This is a genomic window from Micromonospora humi (assembly GCF_900090105.1).
Lineage (GTDB): Bacteria > Actinomycetota > Actinomycetes > Mycobacteriales > Micromonosporaceae > Micromonospora > Micromonospora humi.
Map to the genome: position 1 here is coordinate 44,457 of NZ_FMDM01000012.1, position 15,669 is coordinate 60,125.

Annotated in this window: 16 protein-coding genes; 7 read left to right on the forward strand and 9 right to left on the reverse strand. The window is 71.4% G+C overall.

Annotated elements, in window-relative coordinates:
• Positions 1-41: 41 nt before the first annotated feature.
• From GA0070213_RS21735 to GA0070213_RS21745, 3 genes are all read right to left on the reverse strand, one after another.
• Positions 42-1,289 (reverse strand): RNA polymerase sigma factor, encoded by a 1,248-nt coding sequence (locus GA0070213_RS21735; RefSeq protein WP_175441440.1) that lies wholly within the window; start codon positions 1,287-1,289, stop codon positions 42-44.
• A gap of 2 nt (positions 1,290-1,291) precedes the next feature.
• Positions 1,292-1,684 (reverse strand): YciI family protein, encoded by a 393-nt coding sequence (locus tag GA0070213_RS21740; protein ID WP_217628649.1) that lies wholly within the window; start codon positions 1,682-1,684, stop codon positions 1,292-1,294.
• Positions 1,685-1,801: 117 nt separating this feature from the next.
• Positions 1,802-2,212, reverse strand: a complete 411-nt coding sequence (locus GA0070213_RS21745) for a RidA family protein (RefSeq protein WP_091067835.1) — start codon at positions 2,210-2,212, stop codon at positions 1,802-1,804.
• Between the two features lie 79 nt (positions 2,213-2,291).
• Between GA0070213_RS21745 and GA0070213_RS21750 the strand changes: the two genes are divergently transcribed.
• A complete protein-coding gene (locus tag GA0070213_RS21750) occupies positions 2,292-2,669 on the forward strand; it encodes a winged helix-turn-helix transcriptional regulator (protein WP_091067840.1) in 378 nt (125 codons plus the stop codon).
• A gap of 3 nt (positions 2,670-2,672) precedes the next feature.
• On the opposite strand, the gene GA0070213_RS21755 is transcribed toward GA0070213_RS21750, so the two are convergent.
• From GA0070213_RS21755 to GA0070213_RS21770, 4 genes are all read right to left on the reverse strand, one after another.
• The gene (locus GA0070213_RS21755; RefSeq protein ID WP_091067844.1) at positions 2,673-4,892 is read right to left on the reverse strand and encodes an alpha-galactosidase; all 2,220 of its coding nucleotides are present in this window, start codon (positions 4,890-4,892) and stop codon (positions 2,673-2,675) included.
• A 148-nt stretch (positions 4,893-5,040) separates the two neighbouring features.
• A complete protein-coding gene (locus tag GA0070213_RS21760) occupies positions 5,041-5,925 on the reverse strand; it encodes a carbohydrate ABC transporter permease (RefSeq protein WP_091067848.1) in 885 nt (294 codons plus the stop codon).
• On the reverse strand, positions 5,922-6,881 hold the full coding sequence (locus GA0070213_RS21765; protein ID WP_091067852.1) for a carbohydrate ABC transporter permease: 960 nt from the start codon (positions 6,879-6,881) through the stop codon (positions 5,922-5,924). The genes GA0070213_RS21760 and GA0070213_RS21765 overlap by 4 nt, the downstream gene beginning before the upstream one ends.
• 22 nt (positions 6,882-6,903) lie before the next feature.
• A complete protein-coding gene (locus GA0070213_RS21770) occupies positions 6,904-8,235 on the reverse strand; it encodes an ABC transporter substrate-binding protein (protein WP_091067855.1) in 1,332 nt (443 codons plus the stop codon).
• Between the two features lie 217 nt (positions 8,236-8,452).
• On the opposite strand from GA0070213_RS21770, the gene GA0070213_RS21775 reads away from it, so the two are divergent.
• On the forward strand, positions 8,453-10,444 hold the full coding sequence (locus GA0070213_RS21775) for a beta-galactosidase (RefSeq protein WP_091067858.1): 1,992 nt from the start codon (positions 8,453-8,455) through the stop codon (positions 10,442-10,444).
• Positions 10,444-11,220, forward strand: a complete 777-nt coding sequence (locus GA0070213_RS21780) for a DeoR/GlpR family DNA-binding transcription regulator (protein WP_091067861.1) — start codon at positions 10,444-10,446, stop codon at positions 11,218-11,220. The genes GA0070213_RS21775 and GA0070213_RS21780 overlap by 1 nt, the downstream gene beginning before the upstream one ends.
• A 1-nt stretch (position 11,221) precedes the next feature.
• Here GA0070213_RS21780 and GA0070213_RS32795 read toward each other — a convergent pair whose 3' ends face one another.
• Positions 11,222-11,545, reverse strand: a complete 324-nt coding sequence (locus GA0070213_RS32795) for a hypothetical protein (RefSeq protein ID WP_425412852.1) — start codon at positions 11,543-11,545, stop codon at positions 11,222-11,224.
• The gene (locus GA0070213_RS21790) at positions 11,542-11,766 is read right to left on the reverse strand and encodes a DivIVA domain-containing protein (RefSeq protein ID WP_091067864.1); all 225 of its coding nucleotides are present in this window, start codon (positions 11,764-11,766) and stop codon (positions 11,542-11,544) included. Before GA0070213_RS21790 ends, GA0070213_RS32795 begins: the two co-directional genes overlap by 4 nt.
• A 411-nt stretch (positions 11,767-12,177) precedes the next feature.
• Between GA0070213_RS21790 and GA0070213_RS21795 the strand changes: the two genes are divergently transcribed.
• The 4 genes from GA0070213_RS21795 to GA0070213_RS21810 all read left to right on the forward strand — a co-directional run bounded on the left by GA0070213_RS21795 (position 12,178) and on the right by GA0070213_RS21810 (position 15,662).
• Entirely contained in the window at positions 12,178-13,050 is an 873-nt protein-coding gene (locus tag GA0070213_RS21795) for a helix-turn-helix domain-containing protein (protein WP_091068448.1), read from the forward strand.
• Complete coding sequence (locus GA0070213_RS21800; protein ID WP_091067868.1) at positions 13,047-13,268, forward strand: DUF397 domain-containing protein; 222 nt, start codon at positions 13,047-13,049, stop codon at positions 13,266-13,268. The genes GA0070213_RS21795 and GA0070213_RS21800 overlap by 4 nt, the downstream gene beginning before the upstream one ends.
• Before the next feature lie 478 nt (positions 13,269-13,746).
• Positions 13,747-14,814, forward strand: a complete 1,068-nt coding sequence (locus GA0070213_RS21805) for an ACP S-malonyltransferase (RefSeq protein ID WP_091067872.1) — start codon at positions 13,747-13,749, stop codon at positions 14,812-14,814.
• Positions 14,815-14,825: 11 nt separating this feature from the next.
• Positions 14,826-15,662 (forward strand): ACP S-malonyltransferase, encoded by an 837-nt coding sequence (locus GA0070213_RS21810; RefSeq protein ID WP_281182315.1) that lies wholly within the window; start codon positions 14,826-14,828, stop codon positions 15,660-15,662.
• Positions 15,663-15,669: the final 7 nt, after the last annotated feature.

Here is a 15,669-nt window from a genome sequence, read left to right on the forward strand (position 1 = left end):
CGCGTCGGGAAGCGTGCCGAACGCCGACGCGAACTCCTTGATCAACGAGAGCGGCGCAGGCGGGCGGCGCGGGTCAGCAGGTACTCCTGTTCCGGGCGGCTCGTCGTTCTCGCGGCGGCGGCCCGGTAGTGGGTCACCGCGGCGTCCCGGTCGCCGGCCATCTCGTGCAGGTGGGCGCGGGCCGCGTCGAGCCGGTGCGAGCCGGCGAGTCGGGGGTCGGCGGCCGGGCCGGCGAGCGCCGCCAGCCCGGCGGCCGGGCCGTGCACCATGGCGGTGGCGACCGCCCGGTTCAACGCCACCACCGGGCTGCCGGTGAGGCGCTCCAACACCCCGTAGAGCGCGAGGATCTGCGGCCAGTCGGTGGCCGCCGCGCTCGGCGCCTCGTCGTGCAGCGCGGCCACCGCGGCCTGGAGCTGGTACGGCCCGACCGGGCCCCGGCGCATCGCGTCGGTGACCAGCGCCGTGCCCTCGGCGACCGCGGCGGCGTCCCAGCGGGACCGGTCCTGTTCGGCCAGCGGGATCAGCTCGCCGGCCGGGCCGGTGCGGGCGGCGGCGCGGGCGTCGGTGAGCAGCATCAGCGCGAGCAGCCCGGCCACCTCGCTGTCGTCGGGCAGCAGCCGGTGCATCTGCCGGGCCAGCCGGATCGCCTCCTCGCAGAGGTCGATGCGGCGCAGGTCGTCCCCGAGGCTCGCGGTGTGCCCCTCGGTGAAGATCAGATAGAGCACGTGCAGCACGGCGGCGAGGCGGGCCTGCCGGTCGGCCGGCTCGGGCAGCCGGAACGGCAGGCCGGAGTCCTTGATGCGCTGCTTGGCGCGGCTGATGCGCTGCGCCATGGTGGCCTCGGGCACCAGGAACGCGCGGGCGATCTCGGCGGTGCTCAGGCCGCCCACCGCGCGCAGCGTCAGCGCGATCGCCGACGGGGTGGTCAGCGTCGGGTGGCAGCAGAGGAAGAGCAGCACCAGCGCGTCGTCCCGGTCGCCGATGGGCAACTCGTCCGCGCCCGGCGCGGTCCGCCGGTCGTCGCCGGAGCGCCGGGCCGCGCGTTCCTCCCGGTCCCGCCGGGCCGTCTCGGCCCGCACCAGCTCGATCATCCGCCGGTACGCGACCTGGGTGAGCCAACCGCGCGGATGCTCCGGCAGCCCTTCGGCGGGCCACTGCCGGGTCGCCGCCAGCAGCGCCTCCTGGACGGCGTCCTCGGCGGTGGCGAAGTCGCCGAACCGGCGGGCGAGCACGCCGAGAACCTGCGGCGCCAGTTCGCGCAGCAGGTCCTCGACGGCGTGGTCGACCAGGGTCACATCTCCTGCGGCGGGCCGGACATCACCGGGCGCACCTCGATCGGCATGTTCAGCGGCCGACCGCCGGGGCCGGGTGCCGTCGAGATGAACGCGGCGATCTCGACCGCCCGCTGCGGGGTCTCGCAGTCGACGATCCAGAAGCCGGCCAGGAACTCCTTGGTCTCCGCGAACGGCCCCTCGGTGACCACCGGCGCGCCGTTCTCACCGGCCCGCACGATCCGGGCCTGTTCCGGGCCGCCGAGCCCTTCGCCCTGCACGAACTCGCCGTCCGCCATGAGCTTGGCGTTGACCTCGCCCATGAAGTCGATGTGCGCCCGGAACTCCTCCGGAGTCCAGGTGTCCACCGCGGGAAAGTCGGCCCCGGCGGCGCTGAACTGCATCAGCAGCATGTACTTCACGATTGGCTCCTCACGCCCGAGCACCGATTGTCGGTGCTTCCACCCTCGGGTAGAAGCCACCACCCCGCTCCTCGACATCCGGTGGCGAGAAAGTTCGAGGAACTCCGGTCACGCCGTGACGGCGGTCGCCTCCAGTTCGACGAGCACGTCGGGCTCGAAGAGATGGTCGACGCCGATCAGCGAGGCCGGCGGCAGCGGACGGGGCAGGCCGAGTTCCTCGGCGACCGACTCGATCCCGGCCATGAACGGCCCGATCTTCTCGGGTGCCCAGTCGGTGACGTAGAAGGTCAGCCGGACCACGTCGTCGAAGGAGGCGTCTGCGCCGGCGAGTGCCCGGCCGGTGTTGCGCAGCACCTGCGCGACCTGCCCGGTGAGGTCGCCGGTCGCGACGGGGGTGCCGTCGCCGAGGCGGGCGATCTGACCGCTGACGTGGATGTGGCGCGACCCGGTGGCGACCGCCACGTGGTGGTAGGGCGTGTGCGGCTGAAGATCGTCGGGGCTGAGGCGGGTTACTGGCATCGGGTCTCCTCCAGGTGCGATGTAGCGGTTTACTATTGATACCTAGTCGACGGCGGACACTTCAAGGAGACCTGGTTTCATGCGCGATACCACCGCCCCCCGGGCCGCCGAGCTACGCATCGACGCGCCGCACCGCGAGCTGCTCGACCAGGTGCTGGACAAGTGGTCGCTGAGCGTCCTCAACGAGCTGTGCGAACGGCCGTGCCGCTTCAACGAGCTGCGCCGCGCGATCCCGGCGGTGACGCAGAAGTCCCTGACCGCGACGTTGCGACGCCTGGAACGCAACGGCATCGTGGAGCGCCACGTGGTGGCGACCCGTCCGGTCGCGGTGGAGTATCGGATCACCCCGCTGGGCAAGACGCTGCGCGCCCCGATCGACGCGCTCCTGGACTGGGCCGACGCGCAGATGCCGCGGATCGAGAACGCGCGGCGGGCGTTCGACGCCACTGTGGAATAGTGCTCAGGCGGCGGTGACCTCCAGCAGCAACGCCTGCTCCGGGTGCAGCGCGGGCAGTTGCAGGCCGACAGTCCCGAGCGCCGATCCGGGCAGCGTCACCCCGGTGCCGGAGGTCAGCCAACCCGGCGCTGCCAGCTCCAGCGCGGCCGGCTCCGGCGCCCCGGCCGGGGGCCGCACCCGGTAGCGCCGCTCCGGGTCCAGCCCCGGCAGCCGCACCGCGCCCGGCACCTGGGCCACCGAGGTGGCGACCCGGCTGACCGCGTACACCGCTCGGGAGCGGTCGTGGGCGACGACACCGTGGGCCTGCACGGCCTCGTCGGGGTGGTCGACCCGGACCACCCGCCCGCCGTGCAGCAGCGGGCGGAGCCGCTTGTGCAGCGCCACCCAGGCGGTGAGTTCGGCCCGGGCGGACGTGTCGATCGCGCTGATGTCCCACTCGATGCCGTGGTGGCCGAAGAACGCGGTGACCGCCCGGAAGCCGAGGTCGTGCACCCGGTGCGTGGTGTGCGAGCGGTCCGGGCCGATGTGCGTGCCGATCAGCTCCGGCGGGAGCAGCAGCCCGGTCCAGCGCTGGATGGCCAGCCGTTCCAGCGCGTCGTTGCAGTCGCTGGCCCAGACCCGGTCGGTGCGGCGCAGGATCTCCAGGTCGACCCGGGCGCCACCGGAGGAGCAGCTCTCGATCTCCAGGCCGGGGTGCCGTTCACGCAGCTCGTCGAGCAGCCGGTAGACCGCCACGGTCTGCGCGTGCACGCCGGGCCGGCCGCCGTGTCCGGCCTCGGTGAGGTCCCGGTTGTGGTCCCACTTCAGGTAGGCGATCCCGTCGTGCTCGCCCAGCACCGCGTCGAGCCGGCCGAGCAGGTACGCGTAGGCGTCCGGGTGGGCCAGGTCGAGCACCTGCTGGTGCCGCCAGGCCGGGGGCAGCCGGCCGGGCGCCTGGAGCACCCAGTCGGGGTGGGCGCGGAACAGGTCGGAGTCGGGGTTGACCATCTCCGGTTCGACCCAGAGCCCGAACTGCATGCCGTGCCCGCGGACGTGGTCGACGAGCGGTTGCAGCCCGCCCGGCCAGACCTGCTCGTCGACCCACCAGTCGCCGAGCCCGGCGAGGTCGTGCCGCCGGCCGCGGAACCAGCCGTCGTCGAGCACGAAGCGTTCCACGCCCACCTCGGCGGCCCGGTCGGCGAGCCCGCGCAGCCGGTCCAGATCGTGGTCGAAGTAGACCGCCTCCCACACGTTGAGCGTCACCGGCCGGGGCGTGCGCGGATGGCCCGGCCGGGCGCGCAGGCTGGTGTGCAGCACGTCGCTGAGCCCGTCCAGCCCGTCGGCCGAGCAGGCCGCGTAGAGCAGCGGGGTGGCGTACTCCTCGCCCGGCCCGAGCACGACCTCGCCGGGCGCGAGCAGCTCCCCGCCGCCGAGCGTGGCCTCGCCGGTCGGGCGGCGTTCGGCCACCGTGACGTGGTCGCCGCTCCACGCGGTGTGCACCGCCCACACCTCGCCGTGCCCGAAGCCGAAGCCGGGCGTACCGGCGACGAGCAGCAGCGTGGCGTCGTGCCCGGTGCGGCCGTGCCGCCCCTCGCGCACCCAGGCGCCCATCGGCCACGGGTGCCGCTGCGGCGCGCGTTCCCGGCACCAGCGCCCGGTCAGGTCGAGCAGTTCGGTGGCGACCGCCGGCACCGGCAGCACCGGGGTCAGCTCCCGCAGCTCGTAGCGGCCGTCGCCGTCGTTGCGCAGCCGGTGCCGCAGCGTCAGCAACCCCGCCGCGTCCAGCGTGATCTCGACGGTCAGGCTCAACCCCGCGCCCGGGTCCGCCGCCCGCACCGTCACCCGCGCCGCCCCGCCGCCGTCGTGGTCCCGCTCCCCGTCGGATACGCGCACCGCCTCCCCGCCGTCGGCCACGTGACCCGCATCATGGCTCCCCGCACTCACGTCGAGACCGACCAGGCGAAACGCCGTGGACCAGTCCCGGCCGTCGCGGTGGCCGGCAAGCCCGGGCCGGCCACTCCAGCCCGCGCTCCCCTCGGGCAGCAGCGACAGCACGGTGGGTTCGTCGAAGCTGCTCGGTACCACCGGCGCGACGGTGGCGTCGACCAGCGCGGAGAGGTCCGCGGTCGACAGCGGCCCGAGGTCGGCGCCCCAGTGCACGACTCGTGGCAGCCCCGAGCCGCGCGCGTCGAGCACCAGGCTGGTCCCCGCCCGGCGCAGGTGAACGATGACCGAAGGCTTCATGACCGCTCGATTCCCTATGAGTGCCCCACGCTCGTCACGCGGAGCGACGCCAGCGGAGAGGGCAAGAGTAATGAGCGCTATGACTGAGAGGCATAATTATTCCTCCTGGTCATATCGCTCTATGGACGTCACCGCCCGGAGCCCGGAGTCATCCCTTGGAGGCTCCCAGCGTCAGGCCCCTCACGAACTGCTTCTGCAGCAGGAAGAAGATCACCAGGGTGGGGATCGCGACCAGCACCGAGCCGGCCGAGACGAGGTTGTTGTCGGTGAAGAACTGGCCGCGCAGGTTGTTCAGCGAGCTGGTCACCGGGAACTTGTCGCCGCTGCGCATCAGCACGGTGGCCCAGAAGAACTCGTTGTAGATCCAGGTCACCTCCAGCGTGGCCAGCGCGGCCAGGGCCGGCCGGCACAGCGGCATGGTGACCTGCCAGTACTGCCGCCACACGCTCGCCCCGTCGACCATCGCCGCCTCGTACAGCTCGTGCGGCAGCGCCTTCATGTAGTTGCTCAGCACGAAGACGCAGAACCCGCACTGGAACGTGACGTTGACCAGGATCAGCCCCCAGTAGCTGTCGTAGAGCAGCTCCGAGTCGCTCATCCAGGCCGGCAGCGGGATCTCGGTGAACATCCGGAACAGCGGGATCAGCAGGGACTGCTGCGGCAGCAGGTTGGCCGCGGTGAAGAGGCCGAGCAGCGCGATGTTGAGCCTCCAGCTGAACCGGGCGATCACGAACGCCACGCACGAGGCGAGGAAGAGCGTGAGCAGCACCGCCGGGACGGTGATGTAGACCGAGTTGAGGAAGTGCTTGCCGAACTCGGCGGTCTGCCACGCGGTGACGTAGTTGTCGATGGTCCAGCCGCCGAACGAGACGTAACCGTGCACGGCGGTGTACTGGTAGGAGCGGAACGAGGTGAGCACCGCCCAGAGCAGCGGGAACAGCCAGCCGACGGCGACCGTACCCAGGAAGACGTGCAGGACGACCCGGGCGGGCCGCACCGGCCGGCGGCGCCCGGGGGAGACGGCGGTGCTCATCGCTTGTCCTCCCGCATCACGGTCCAGAGGTAGATGGTGATGAAGATCAGCGAGACGGCCAGCATGATGGTGGCCAGCGCGGAGCCGAAGCCGATGCGGCTGGCCTCGCCGACCACGTTCTGGGTGACCAGGGCGGAGATCAGCTCGAGCCCGTTGCGGCCCTTGTTGATCACCCAGACCAGGTCGAACGCGCGCAGCGACTCGATCACGGTCACCACCAGCACGATGATGTTGATCGGGCGCATCACCGGGAAGACGACCCGGAAGAACGTGCTGGTCTCCGAGGAGCCGTCGACCGCGGCGGCCTCCCGCAGTGACGGGTCGACGCCCTTCAGGCCGGCCAGGTAGAGCAGCATGATGTAGCCGACGTGGCGCCACCCGGCGGCCACCAGCACCGCCCAGATGTTGACGTTCGGGTCGCCGTACCAGTCGGTCTCGCCGCCGAACACGCCGTTGAGCAGGCCCTGGTCGCGGCTGTAGATGAGCTGCCAGATGAAGCCGACGAGCGCCAGCGAGAGCACCACCGGCAGGTAGAGCGCGGTCTGGTAAAAGCGGCTGCCGCGCAGTTCCTTGTCCAGCAGCACGGCGAGGAACATGCCGAACGGGGTGGCCACCACGAAGAGCGCGGCCAGCCAGAGCAGGTTGTTCTGCACCGCGGGCACGAACGGCGGGTAGTTGTGCACCACGTCGTCATAGTTCTTCAGCCCGACCCAGTCGATCTCGCCGATCGGGCCGATGCCGTCCCAGTTCGTGCCGGAGAGCAGCACGGTGGCCCCCGCCGGCAGCCAGACCAGGCCGAGGACGAGCAGCAGGGGCACCAGCACCATCAGCGTGATCACCACGCGGTCGGTGCCGGAGAGGAGCCGTAGCCGGCGGCCGCGGCCACCACCGGTGGCGGTGGTCGCGGCCGGTGGCGGCACGGCGCGATCCGCGTGGATCAGGGGCAGGTCGGACATGGTGTCCTTCCCCCTTCCGCCGTCAGCTGGTGAAGATCGACTTCTTCTGGTTCTCGACGCTGGTGAGCATCCCGCTGATGTCCTTCGGGTTCTTGATGAACTGCTGGAGCGCCGGGATCATCACGGTGGAGGCGAAGTCCGGCCGGGTGTCCCGGTCGAGGAACTGCGCGATCTCGGTGGCCGAGCCGACCAGTTCGGCGGCCTTCTTCTGCAGCGCGGTGTAGCTCGCGGTGTCCGCGCCGCTGTTGGCGACCAGGGTGCTCGGGTCGTTCTTGACCGTGACGTTCGCGGCGTCCTTCGAGCCCAGGTAGGTCAGCAGCTTGGTGGCCGCGTCCTTGGACTTCGGCTTGCGGGCCATCATGTAGCCGTCGATCGGCGCGTCCAGGGCCTTGGCCCCGATCGTGGAGTCGACCTCGGGGAACGTGAAGAAGTCCAGGTCCTCCAGGTCGGCGCCGCTGAACTGCTGGCCGACGAAGAGGCCGAGCAGGTACATGCCGCTCTTCTTCTGCTGCAACGACTGGGCGGCCTCCTGCCAGGTGCGGCCCAGCGCGTCCGGCTGGTGCAGGGGGAGCAGGCCGGCCCAGGTGTCGAAGACCTTCTTGACCTTGTCGGAGGTCCACGCCTCCTTGCCGGCCATCAGGTCGACGTGGAACTGGTAGCCGTTGATCCGCAGGTTGAGGATGTCGAACGTGCCCATCGCCGGCCAGCCGTCCTTGTCGGCGAACGCGATCGGGTTCAGCCCGTCCTTCTTCATCTGCGCGCCGAGCGTGGTGAGCTGGTCCAGCGTGGTCGGCACCTGGTAGCCGCGCTGCTGCCAGACCGACTTGCGGTAGAAGACCGCCCACGGGTAGTACGACGCCGGCACGAAGTACTGCTTGCCGTCGTCGCCGGTGGACGCCTTCTTGAACGCGTCGGAGTAGCCGTCGAGCTTGGCCCAGACGTCGCTGAGGTCACCGGCCAGGCCCTTGGCCGCGAAGAACCGCATCCGGTAGCCGGCGAACCAGGTGAACACGTCGTCCGGCTTGCCCTGCAGGTAGTTGTTGATGTTCTCCTGGAACGTGTTGTGGTCGACCGTGTTGACGTTGACGGTCACCCCGGACGACGTCTTGAAGCCGTCCATCACCTTGGCGATGACGTCCTTGGGCTTCGGGTCCGACTGGTTCGAGCCGAGCGAGACGCTCTTCGCGTCGCCGCCGGAGCCGGAGTCGGAGTCGCCGCATCCGGCGAGCGCGCCGGTGCCGAGCAGCGCGCCCGTGGCGGCCGCGCCGGCGAGCAGCGAGCGCCGGTTCAGGCCGGCGACGGACGGGGGTACGAGCCGGGCGAGGTACTCGGCCTGCGAACGGGGACGGGACATTGCGCCTCCTGCGTGGAGAGGTGTGCTACGAGATCCACCGAGAATCCACACGTCCAAACAGAAATAGCCGGTGGCGGTTGAAGCTACCCCTTGGTTCGGCGCTGTCAAGAGGGCGAAAAGCTGTTCTGGACAGGGAATAAAGATGGTAAACGTTGTAATGACTATCGATGTTAGAAAGTGTTGACTTGGGTGCCGGACGGGGGCACCCTCTGCTCTCATGCGGACCTGGCACGGCGAGGGAATCTTCTACGGCGCCGACTACAACCCGGAGCAGTGGCCCGAGGAGGTGTGGATCGAGGACGTCGCGCTGATGCGCCGCGCCGGCGTCAACCTGGTCTCCGTCGGCATCTTCTCCTGGGCCCTGCTGGAGCCCGCCCCCGGCGCGTACGAGTTCGGCTGGCTGGACCGGGCCCTCGACGTGCTGCACGACGGCGGGATCGGCGTCGACCTGGCCACCGCCACCGCCAGCCCGCCACCGTGGCTGGCCCACCGGCACCCGGAGACGCTGCCCCGCCGCGCCGACGGCACCGTGCTGTGGCCCGGTGGCCGGCAGGCGTACTGCCCCAGCTCGCCGGTCTTCCGGGAACGCTCCGTCGCGTTGGTCGAGGCGGTCGCGCAGCGGTACGCCGCCCACCCGGCGGTCGTGCTCTGGCACGTCTCCAACGAACTGGGCTGCCACAACGTGCACTGCTACTGCGACGTCAGCGCCGAGGCGTTCCGGCGCTGGCTGCGCGGGGTCTACGGCGACCTGGACGCGCTCAACGCCGCCTGGGGCACCGCGTTCTGGAGCCAGCGCTACCACGACTGGGCCGAGGTGAACCCGCCGCGTGCCGCGCCGACCTTCGCCAACCCGACGCAGCAGCTCGACTTCCTGCGCTTCTCCTCCGACGAGCAGCGCGCCCAGCTCCGCGCCGAGCGGGAGGTGCTGGACCGGCTCGTCACCCAGCCGGTCACCACCAACTTCATGGTCGGCACCGGCATCAAGCACATGGACTACCACTCCTGGGCGTCCGACGTGGACGTGGTCGCCAACGACCACTACCTGAACGCCGCCCACCCGCACCCCGAGGTCGACCTCGCGTTCGCCGCCGACCACACCCGCGGCGTGGCCGGCGGCGCGCCGTGGCTGCTCATGGAGCACTCCACCAGCGCGGTCAACTGGCAACCCCGCAACGTGGCCAAGACGCCCGGGCAGCTGCGCCGCAACAGCCTGGCGCACGTGGCACGCGGCGCCGACGGGGTGCTCTTCTTCCAGTGGCGCGCCTCCCGCGCCGGCGCGGAGAAGTTCCACTCCGCGCTGGTGCCGCACGCCGGGCCGGAGACCAAGGTGTTCCGCGAGGTCTGCCGGCTCGGCGCCGACCTGCGGGCGCTGGCCGAGGTACGCGGCAGCCGCGTCGACGCCGACGTCGCCGTGCTCTTCGACTACGAGGCGTGGTGGGGCGTCGAACTCGACTCCCACCCCAGCGTGGACGTCACCTACACCGACCGGGTCACCGCGCTGCACGGCGCGCTCTGGCGGGCCGGCGTCACCGCCGACGTGGTGCACCCGTCGGCCGACCTGTCCCGCTACCGGCTCGTGCTCGTGCCCACGCTCTACCTGACCCGCGACGCCGACGCCGCCGTGCTGCGCGAGTTCGTGGCGGCGGGCGGCACCGCGCTAGTGACCTACTTCAGCGGCATCGTCGACGAGCACGACCACATCCGGCTCGGCGGCTACCCGGGCGCGTACCGCGACCTGCTCGGCGTCCGCACCGAGGAGTTCTTCCCGCTGCGCGCCGGCGAGACGGTACGCCTCGACGACGGCTCGCACGCCGACGTGTGGACCGAGTGGCTGCACGCCGAGGGTGCCGACGTGCTGGCCGCGTACACCGACGGGCCCTTGCCGGGCGTGCCCGCGCTGACCCGCAACGCCGTCGGCGCGGGGGCCGCCTGGTATGTCGGCACGCGACTCGACGAGGCGGCGACCGACCGGCTGATGGCCCGGCTGCTCGCCGAGGCCGGCGTGCGTCCGGCGGCGCCCGCGCCGGCCGGGGTGGAGGTGGTCCGCCGCCGCTCGGCGGACCGGAGCTGGCTGTTCGTGGTCAACCACACCGACGAGCCGGCCCGCCTGCCGGTCACCGGTGCCGAACTGCTCGGCGGCGGGCGGTGCGACGGCGAGCTGACGGTGCCGCCCGGCGAGGTGGCGGTGGTCCGCGAGGAGCGGGTCTGATGCTCGCCCAGCAACGGCAGAGCGCCATCCTGGAGCTGATCCGCCAGCGCGGCGGCGTCCGGGTCAGCCACCTGGTGAGCCGCTTCGGCGTGTCGGACATGACCATCCGGCGGGACCTGGAGGTGCTCGCCGACCGCGGGTTGATCGACAAGGTGCACGGCGGCGCGACGTTGGCCGGCCCCGGCTCGACCGAGGAGCCCGGCTTCGCCGCCAAGTCGGTGCGGCAACGGGCCGAGAAGCAGGCCATCGTGGCGCGGGCCGCCGGGCTCGTCGAGCCCGGCATGGCCGTCGCGCTCTCCGCCGGCACCACCACGGCCGCGTTGGCCGCCCGGCTCGCCGAGGTACGCGGGCTGACCGTGGTCACCAACTCGATCCCGGTCGCGGACGCGCTCTACCAGAACCCCCGCCCCGACCAGACCGTGGTGCTGACCGGCGGCATCCGCACCCCGTCGGACGCGTTGACCGGCCCGGTCGCCGAGGCGGCGATCGCCGCGCTCAACGTCGACCTGCTCTTCCTCGGCGTGCACGGGATGAGCCGGCGGACCGGCTTCACCACCCCGAACCTGCTGGAGGCGGCGGTGAACCGCCGGCTGATCGGCGCGGCCCGTCGCCTGGTCGTGCTGGCCGACCACACCAAGTGGGAGACCATCGGCATCGCCACCATCGCCCCGCTGGGTGAGGCCGACGTGCTGGTCACCGACGCCGGCCTGGCCGCCGAGGCGCGCCGGGAACTCGGCGAGCAGGTGGGTGAGCTGGTCGTCGTCGACGTGGGCTGACTCACCCGGTGTCGGGCTCGCACGGCCCGTCGTGGTCGGCCGCCCGCAGGCACCGGCGGCGATCCGGCATGACCAGGTCACAGAAGACCCAGCGTCGTACGTGCTGGGCGTCCTCGGCGGAGACGGTGGTGCCGGCGACCTCCAGCCCGGGGACCGCCGCCAGCGAACGGGCCAAGGTGTACGCGAAGCGCATCGCCTGGTCCGTCCCGACGACGGTGATCGGCAGGTGCACGACGTGCCGGCGCGGCGCGTCGTCGGGTTCGGCGAACGCCTCGACCACGGCGCGGGGGAGCGGCGCGAACACCACGTCGCGATCGGGGCTCACGGCTGCCTCCGGTGCGCGCTCTGCCACTCGCGCAGCGCCCGCTTGAGCCGGGCGTTCTCGTCCGCCAGGCGCGCCAGCCCGTCGTGCGCGGTGGCGAGTTCCCGCGCGACGCGGCGCAGGAAGCGGCGTACCTCCTGCGGATCGAGACCGCGGCGGCCGAAGCCGACGACGGTGAACCGGCGGTCGCGGACGACCGTCGGGTGGAGGGTGCCTCGGATCATGGGTTGCCTCTCCTCGTCTGTAGAGGGAGCGGCCCTGGTCTCCGCGCAGGGCCGCTCGATCGGCGGGTACGGCGCACCGGGCTGCCGGTGAATCGGTGATGTCGAGCAGGTCGGGGTCGCGCGCGCCCCGGTCTGCGTGGTAGGTATTCAGGCAAGTCGGTCGGAGCCGGATTGCGCGTGTGGCGCGGCTCCAGGTAGAGGCCCGACGAGAGCCGGTATGCGGTTGCCGCCCGCGAGGCCGTCCCTCGTCATCTTCTCGGCTGGTGGCACAGCCGCGGTTACTGCGCTTGCACCGGGCGTCCCCGGGGGCCGGTGATCACCTTCACCCGAAGACCACATTTCCAGTGGCTTCGGGATTGGTGCAACGACACCAACGGATTCCTTTCTCAACGGGTGCCCGGAGAGGTGAGCATGGCGGCAAGACGAGAAGCGTTCGTCCGCACGCTGCGAGCGCAGTGGCTCGGCCAGCAGATGCGCGAGCTGCGGGAGCGGCGAGGTCTGACCCTGAAGTACGTCGCGCGATTCCTGGAGCGGGACTTCTCGTCGCTGGCTCGGTACGAGCGAGCCGAGTGGCCGTTCCGCCGGGATCTCGTGGTGGAACTGCTGGACCTGTACGGCGTCTATGACGAGCGGGAGCGTGACCGTCTCGTCCAACTCGCCCAGGACGCCTGGCGCGTCGATCGCTGGGAGAACGAATTCGACCAAACGGTCTACGACACGTCCTTCATCGACTTCCCGTGGTTGGAGTCGAAGGCCGAGCAGATCTGCACCTATGCCGCGCTGCTGATTCCCGGGCTTCTGCAGACCAGGGATTACGCCGAGGCGGTCATCCGGAACGCCGAACCGAGTTCCACGAGCGAGGTCCAGATCCGCAAGTGGGTCCAGCTCCGAATGGATCGGCAACGGTTGCTCGACGGACCGTCGTTGACCAGGTTGGCCGTGATCATCGAGGAGGCGGCACTCAGACGACCGGTGATGAGCCGGTCAGTTATGGCGGGCCAGCTCGCGCACCTTGTCGATGCGACCCGCCGGCCGGCAGTCGAGATCCGGGTCCTCCCGCCCTCGCTCGGGCTGCACGCCGGGTTGGATGGAACATTCTGGCTCTTCAAGATGCCGTATCCGTACCCGGACGTGGCACACACGGAGACGCTGGGCGGTCGGCTGTTCATGGAATCGGACAAGGCCCAGAGATACGTCCGCGCGTACAATCGCCTCCGGGAGGCCGCACTCAGCGTGAGTGAGTCGGCGAGACTGATCGCAGCGGTCGCAGAGGAGCTGTCATGAGCGAGACCCTGCCGGACGTCGCGTGGCATGTCAGCACCAGGAGCCCTGACAACGGCGGGAACTGCGTCGAGGCGGGCCCCGTCCTCGACGGGTCCGGCCGGGTGGCGGTGCGCGACAGCAAGGCGCGGGCGGCCGCGACGATCGTCTACCCGGCCACCCACTGGACCACCTTCGTCAACGCGATCAAGGCCGGCGACTTCACTCCCCCCGCGTCCTGAGGAGATCTTGGTACGAAATGGCCCCTCCGGGGGCACTTTCGCACTAAGATCTACCCGCTCCATGATCACATCTCACCATGGCCGCGTTGATGAACGGTGTCAGCTGCGTTAATTCCTCGTGGGGTGGCTGCGCGTACCTCAATCAGCGGGACAAATGGTACCTGCCTGGCAATTCTTTTGCGGGCAGTCGAGCGCGAGTGGACTGAGCTGCGCAAACTCGGGAATTGCGCGGAGTGCTATTGACGCTGCGCGATGGTTCGCATACTGTTCGCGGTGCCCCGCCCGCCACCTGCGAAGAAGCAGCGTCCACATCGGACGCTAGACGGGTCCTCATGCCGCAACATTGAGGTCACGGGCACGTTCGAATTGCGTGACAACACCCCGATCCGCAAGGAGATCCTTGGAAACGCTCGCCTCGCCCCGGCGTGTCCTGGCCCTTTTCGACGGAATAGGTGGACACCAGGGAAATCTGCTCACCGTGCTCGGTGAGCGATTCGCAGAACCGCAGAACGCGCCGTTCTTCGACCGCATGTTCCGTACCCTCGACGCGCTTGTGGAGCACCTCGGCCCGACACCCGGTCCGACGCCGCCCGCCGGGGCCCGGCTCCGGCGCTGGCTGGCCGCGCCCGGCGCCGCGCCGCCCGGGGCGACCGACGACTCGGTCGCCGCCGGCGTCTGCGTCCACCTGCTGCAACTGTGCGACCTGCAACCGCAGCTGACGGCGCTGGACGAGGTCGCCGCCGTCCTCGGGCACAGCATCGGCCTCCAGGCGGCGATCGTCGCCGGCCTGCGACCGAAGCGCACCGACGACTTCCTCGCGCTGGCCGAGACCTCGCTCCGGCTGGTCGCGCTCAGTCTCGTCCGCGCCCACCAGGTGACCGCCGGGCCACCCGGCCCGGCCGACACGTGGGGGCCGCCGCACGCGACCGACCCGCCGCACGCGACCGATCCGGCGCGGGCCGAGCGGGGCGAGCCCGGCGTGCGGCCGGCGCCGATGGCGGTGGTCAGCGGGCTGTCCCGGGACGACCTCGCGGCCCTGGTCGAGTGCTACCGGCGGGAGAGCCGGCGGCCCGTCTCGGTGAGCCTGGTCAACACGCCGACGACGGGCGTGCTCAGCGGGCGCACCGACGACCTGCTGCACTTCCGGGCCCACCACGAGCCGGTGTTCCGCGACGGCGCGGTCCGCTGGACGTTCCTCGCCAACACCGTGCCGTTCCACAGCCCGCACCTGGCGCCGGCCGCCGAGCAGGTGCGCCGCGAGCGGGACTTCGTCGGCGCGCTGCCACCCGCCGCGGCGCTGCGGATCCCGGTGTACGCGGCCGACGCCCCCCGCACGCTGCCCCCCGGCGCTGACCTGGTCGACGAGTTCCTCGACCAGGTGCTGGTCCGCCCGGTCGACTGGGCGACCGCGAGCCTGCACGCCGTCGCCGACGCCGGCATCACCACGGTGCTCGACTGCGGCCCGGGCCCGGGGGCCCGGCGCTTCACCCGCGAGTGCCTCGGCGCCGGCGCCCGCGCGCTGCGCTTCACCTCGATCCGACGCTGAAAGGACACCCCGTGCACTGTCTACTCTTCCCAGGTCAGGGCGTGCAGCGCAGAGGGATGGGCGCCGACCTGTTCGGCAGGTACCCGCAGGAGACCGCGACGGCCGACGAGATCCTCGGCTGGTCGATCGAGGAACTGTGCACCCGCGACCCGCACCGGCGACTGCGCGACACCCGCTACGCCCAACCCGCCGTCTTCTTCGTGAACGCGCTGCTGGCACGGCAACTGACCGCCGAGCGGCACTACCACTACTTCGCCGGGCACAGCCTCGGCGAGTACAACGCGCTGGTCGCGGCCGGAGTGCTCGACCTCGCCGCCGCGCTGCGGCTGGTCGACCGGCGGGCCGAGCTGATGTCCGAGGTCACCGGCGGGGGCATGTCGGCGGTCCAGGGCCTGCCGGTGTCCTTCGTGCGGCGCGCGCTGACCGAGACCGGCCTGCCCCGGGTGTTCCTGGCCAACCTCAACGCCGACACCCAGAACACCATCGCCGGGGACCGCGCCGAACTGGCGGTGGCGGCCAAGGCGATCGGCGCGCTGCCCGGCGCACGGGTCGTGCCGCTCAACGTCAGCGGGCCGTTCCACACGCCGCTGATGGCCCCGGCCGCCGAGCGGTTCCGGGCCGCGTTGGCCGACTGCGTGTTCGCCGCCCCGCACACGCCTGTGGTGTCCAGCGTCACCGGTGACGTGCTCGACCCGGCGCAGGCCGCCGACCTGCTGGCCCGGCAGCTCTGGACCCCGGTGGAGTGGGTGCGGACGGTCACCACGCTGCGGGCGGCCGGCGTCACCGAGTTCGACGAGGTCAACGGCAAGACCCTCAGCGCATTCCTGACCCGCATCGCGGAGAGGTGAGTCACCG

What these genes read in the sequence shown, in the direction of transcription:
- GA0070213_RS21765 (WP_091067852.1), bottom strand. Translation starts at nt 6,881, where the DNA reads ATGTCCGACCTGCCCCTGATCCACGCGGATCGCGCCGTGCCGCCACCG.
- GA0070213_RS21800 (WP_091067868.1), top strand. Translation starts at nt 13,047, where the DNA reads ATGAGCGAGACCCTGCCGGACGTCGCGTGGCATGTCAGCACCAGGAGC.
- GA0070213_RS21740 (WP_217628649.1), bottom strand. Translation starts at nt 1,684, where the DNA reads ATGCTGCTGATGCAGTTCAGCGCCGCCGGGGCCGACTTTCCCGCGGTG.
- GA0070213_RS21790 (WP_091067864.1), bottom strand. Translation starts at nt 11,766, where the DNA reads ATGATCCGAGGCACCCTCCACCCGACGGTCGTCCGCGACCGCCGGTTC.
- GA0070213_RS21755 (WP_091067844.1), bottom strand. Translation starts at nt 4,892, where the DNA reads ATGAAGCCTTCGGTCATCGTTCACCTGCGCCGGGCGGGGACCAGCCTG.
- GA0070213_RS21780 (WP_091067861.1), top strand. Translation starts at nt 10,444, where the DNA reads ATGCTCGCCCAGCAACGGCAGAGCGCCATCCTGGAGCTGATCCGCCAG.
- GA0070213_RS21795 (WP_091068448.1), top strand. Translation starts at nt 12,178, where the DNA reads ATGGCGGCAAGACGAGAAGCGTTCGTCCGCACGCTGCGAGCGCAGTGG.
- GA0070213_RS21760 (WP_091067848.1), bottom strand. Translation starts at nt 5,925, where the DNA reads ATGAGCACCGCCGTCTCCCCCGGGCGCCGCCGGCCGGTGCGGCCCGCC.
- GA0070213_RS21775 (WP_091067858.1), top strand. Translation starts at nt 8,453, where the DNA reads ATGCGGACCTGGCACGGCGAGGGAATCTTCTACGGCGCCGACTACAAC.
- GA0070213_RS21745 (WP_091067835.1), bottom strand. Translation starts at nt 2,212, where the DNA reads ATGCCAGTAACCCGCCTCAGCCCCGACGATCTTCAGCCGCACACGCCC.
- GA0070213_RS21770 (WP_091067855.1), bottom strand. Translation starts at nt 8,235, where the DNA reads ATGTCCCGTCCCCGTTCGCAGGCCGAGTACCTCGCCCGGCTCGTACCC.
- GA0070213_RS21750 (WP_091067840.1), top strand. Translation starts at nt 2,292, where the DNA reads ATGCGCGATACCACCGCCCCCCGGGCCGCCGAGCTACGCATCGACGCG.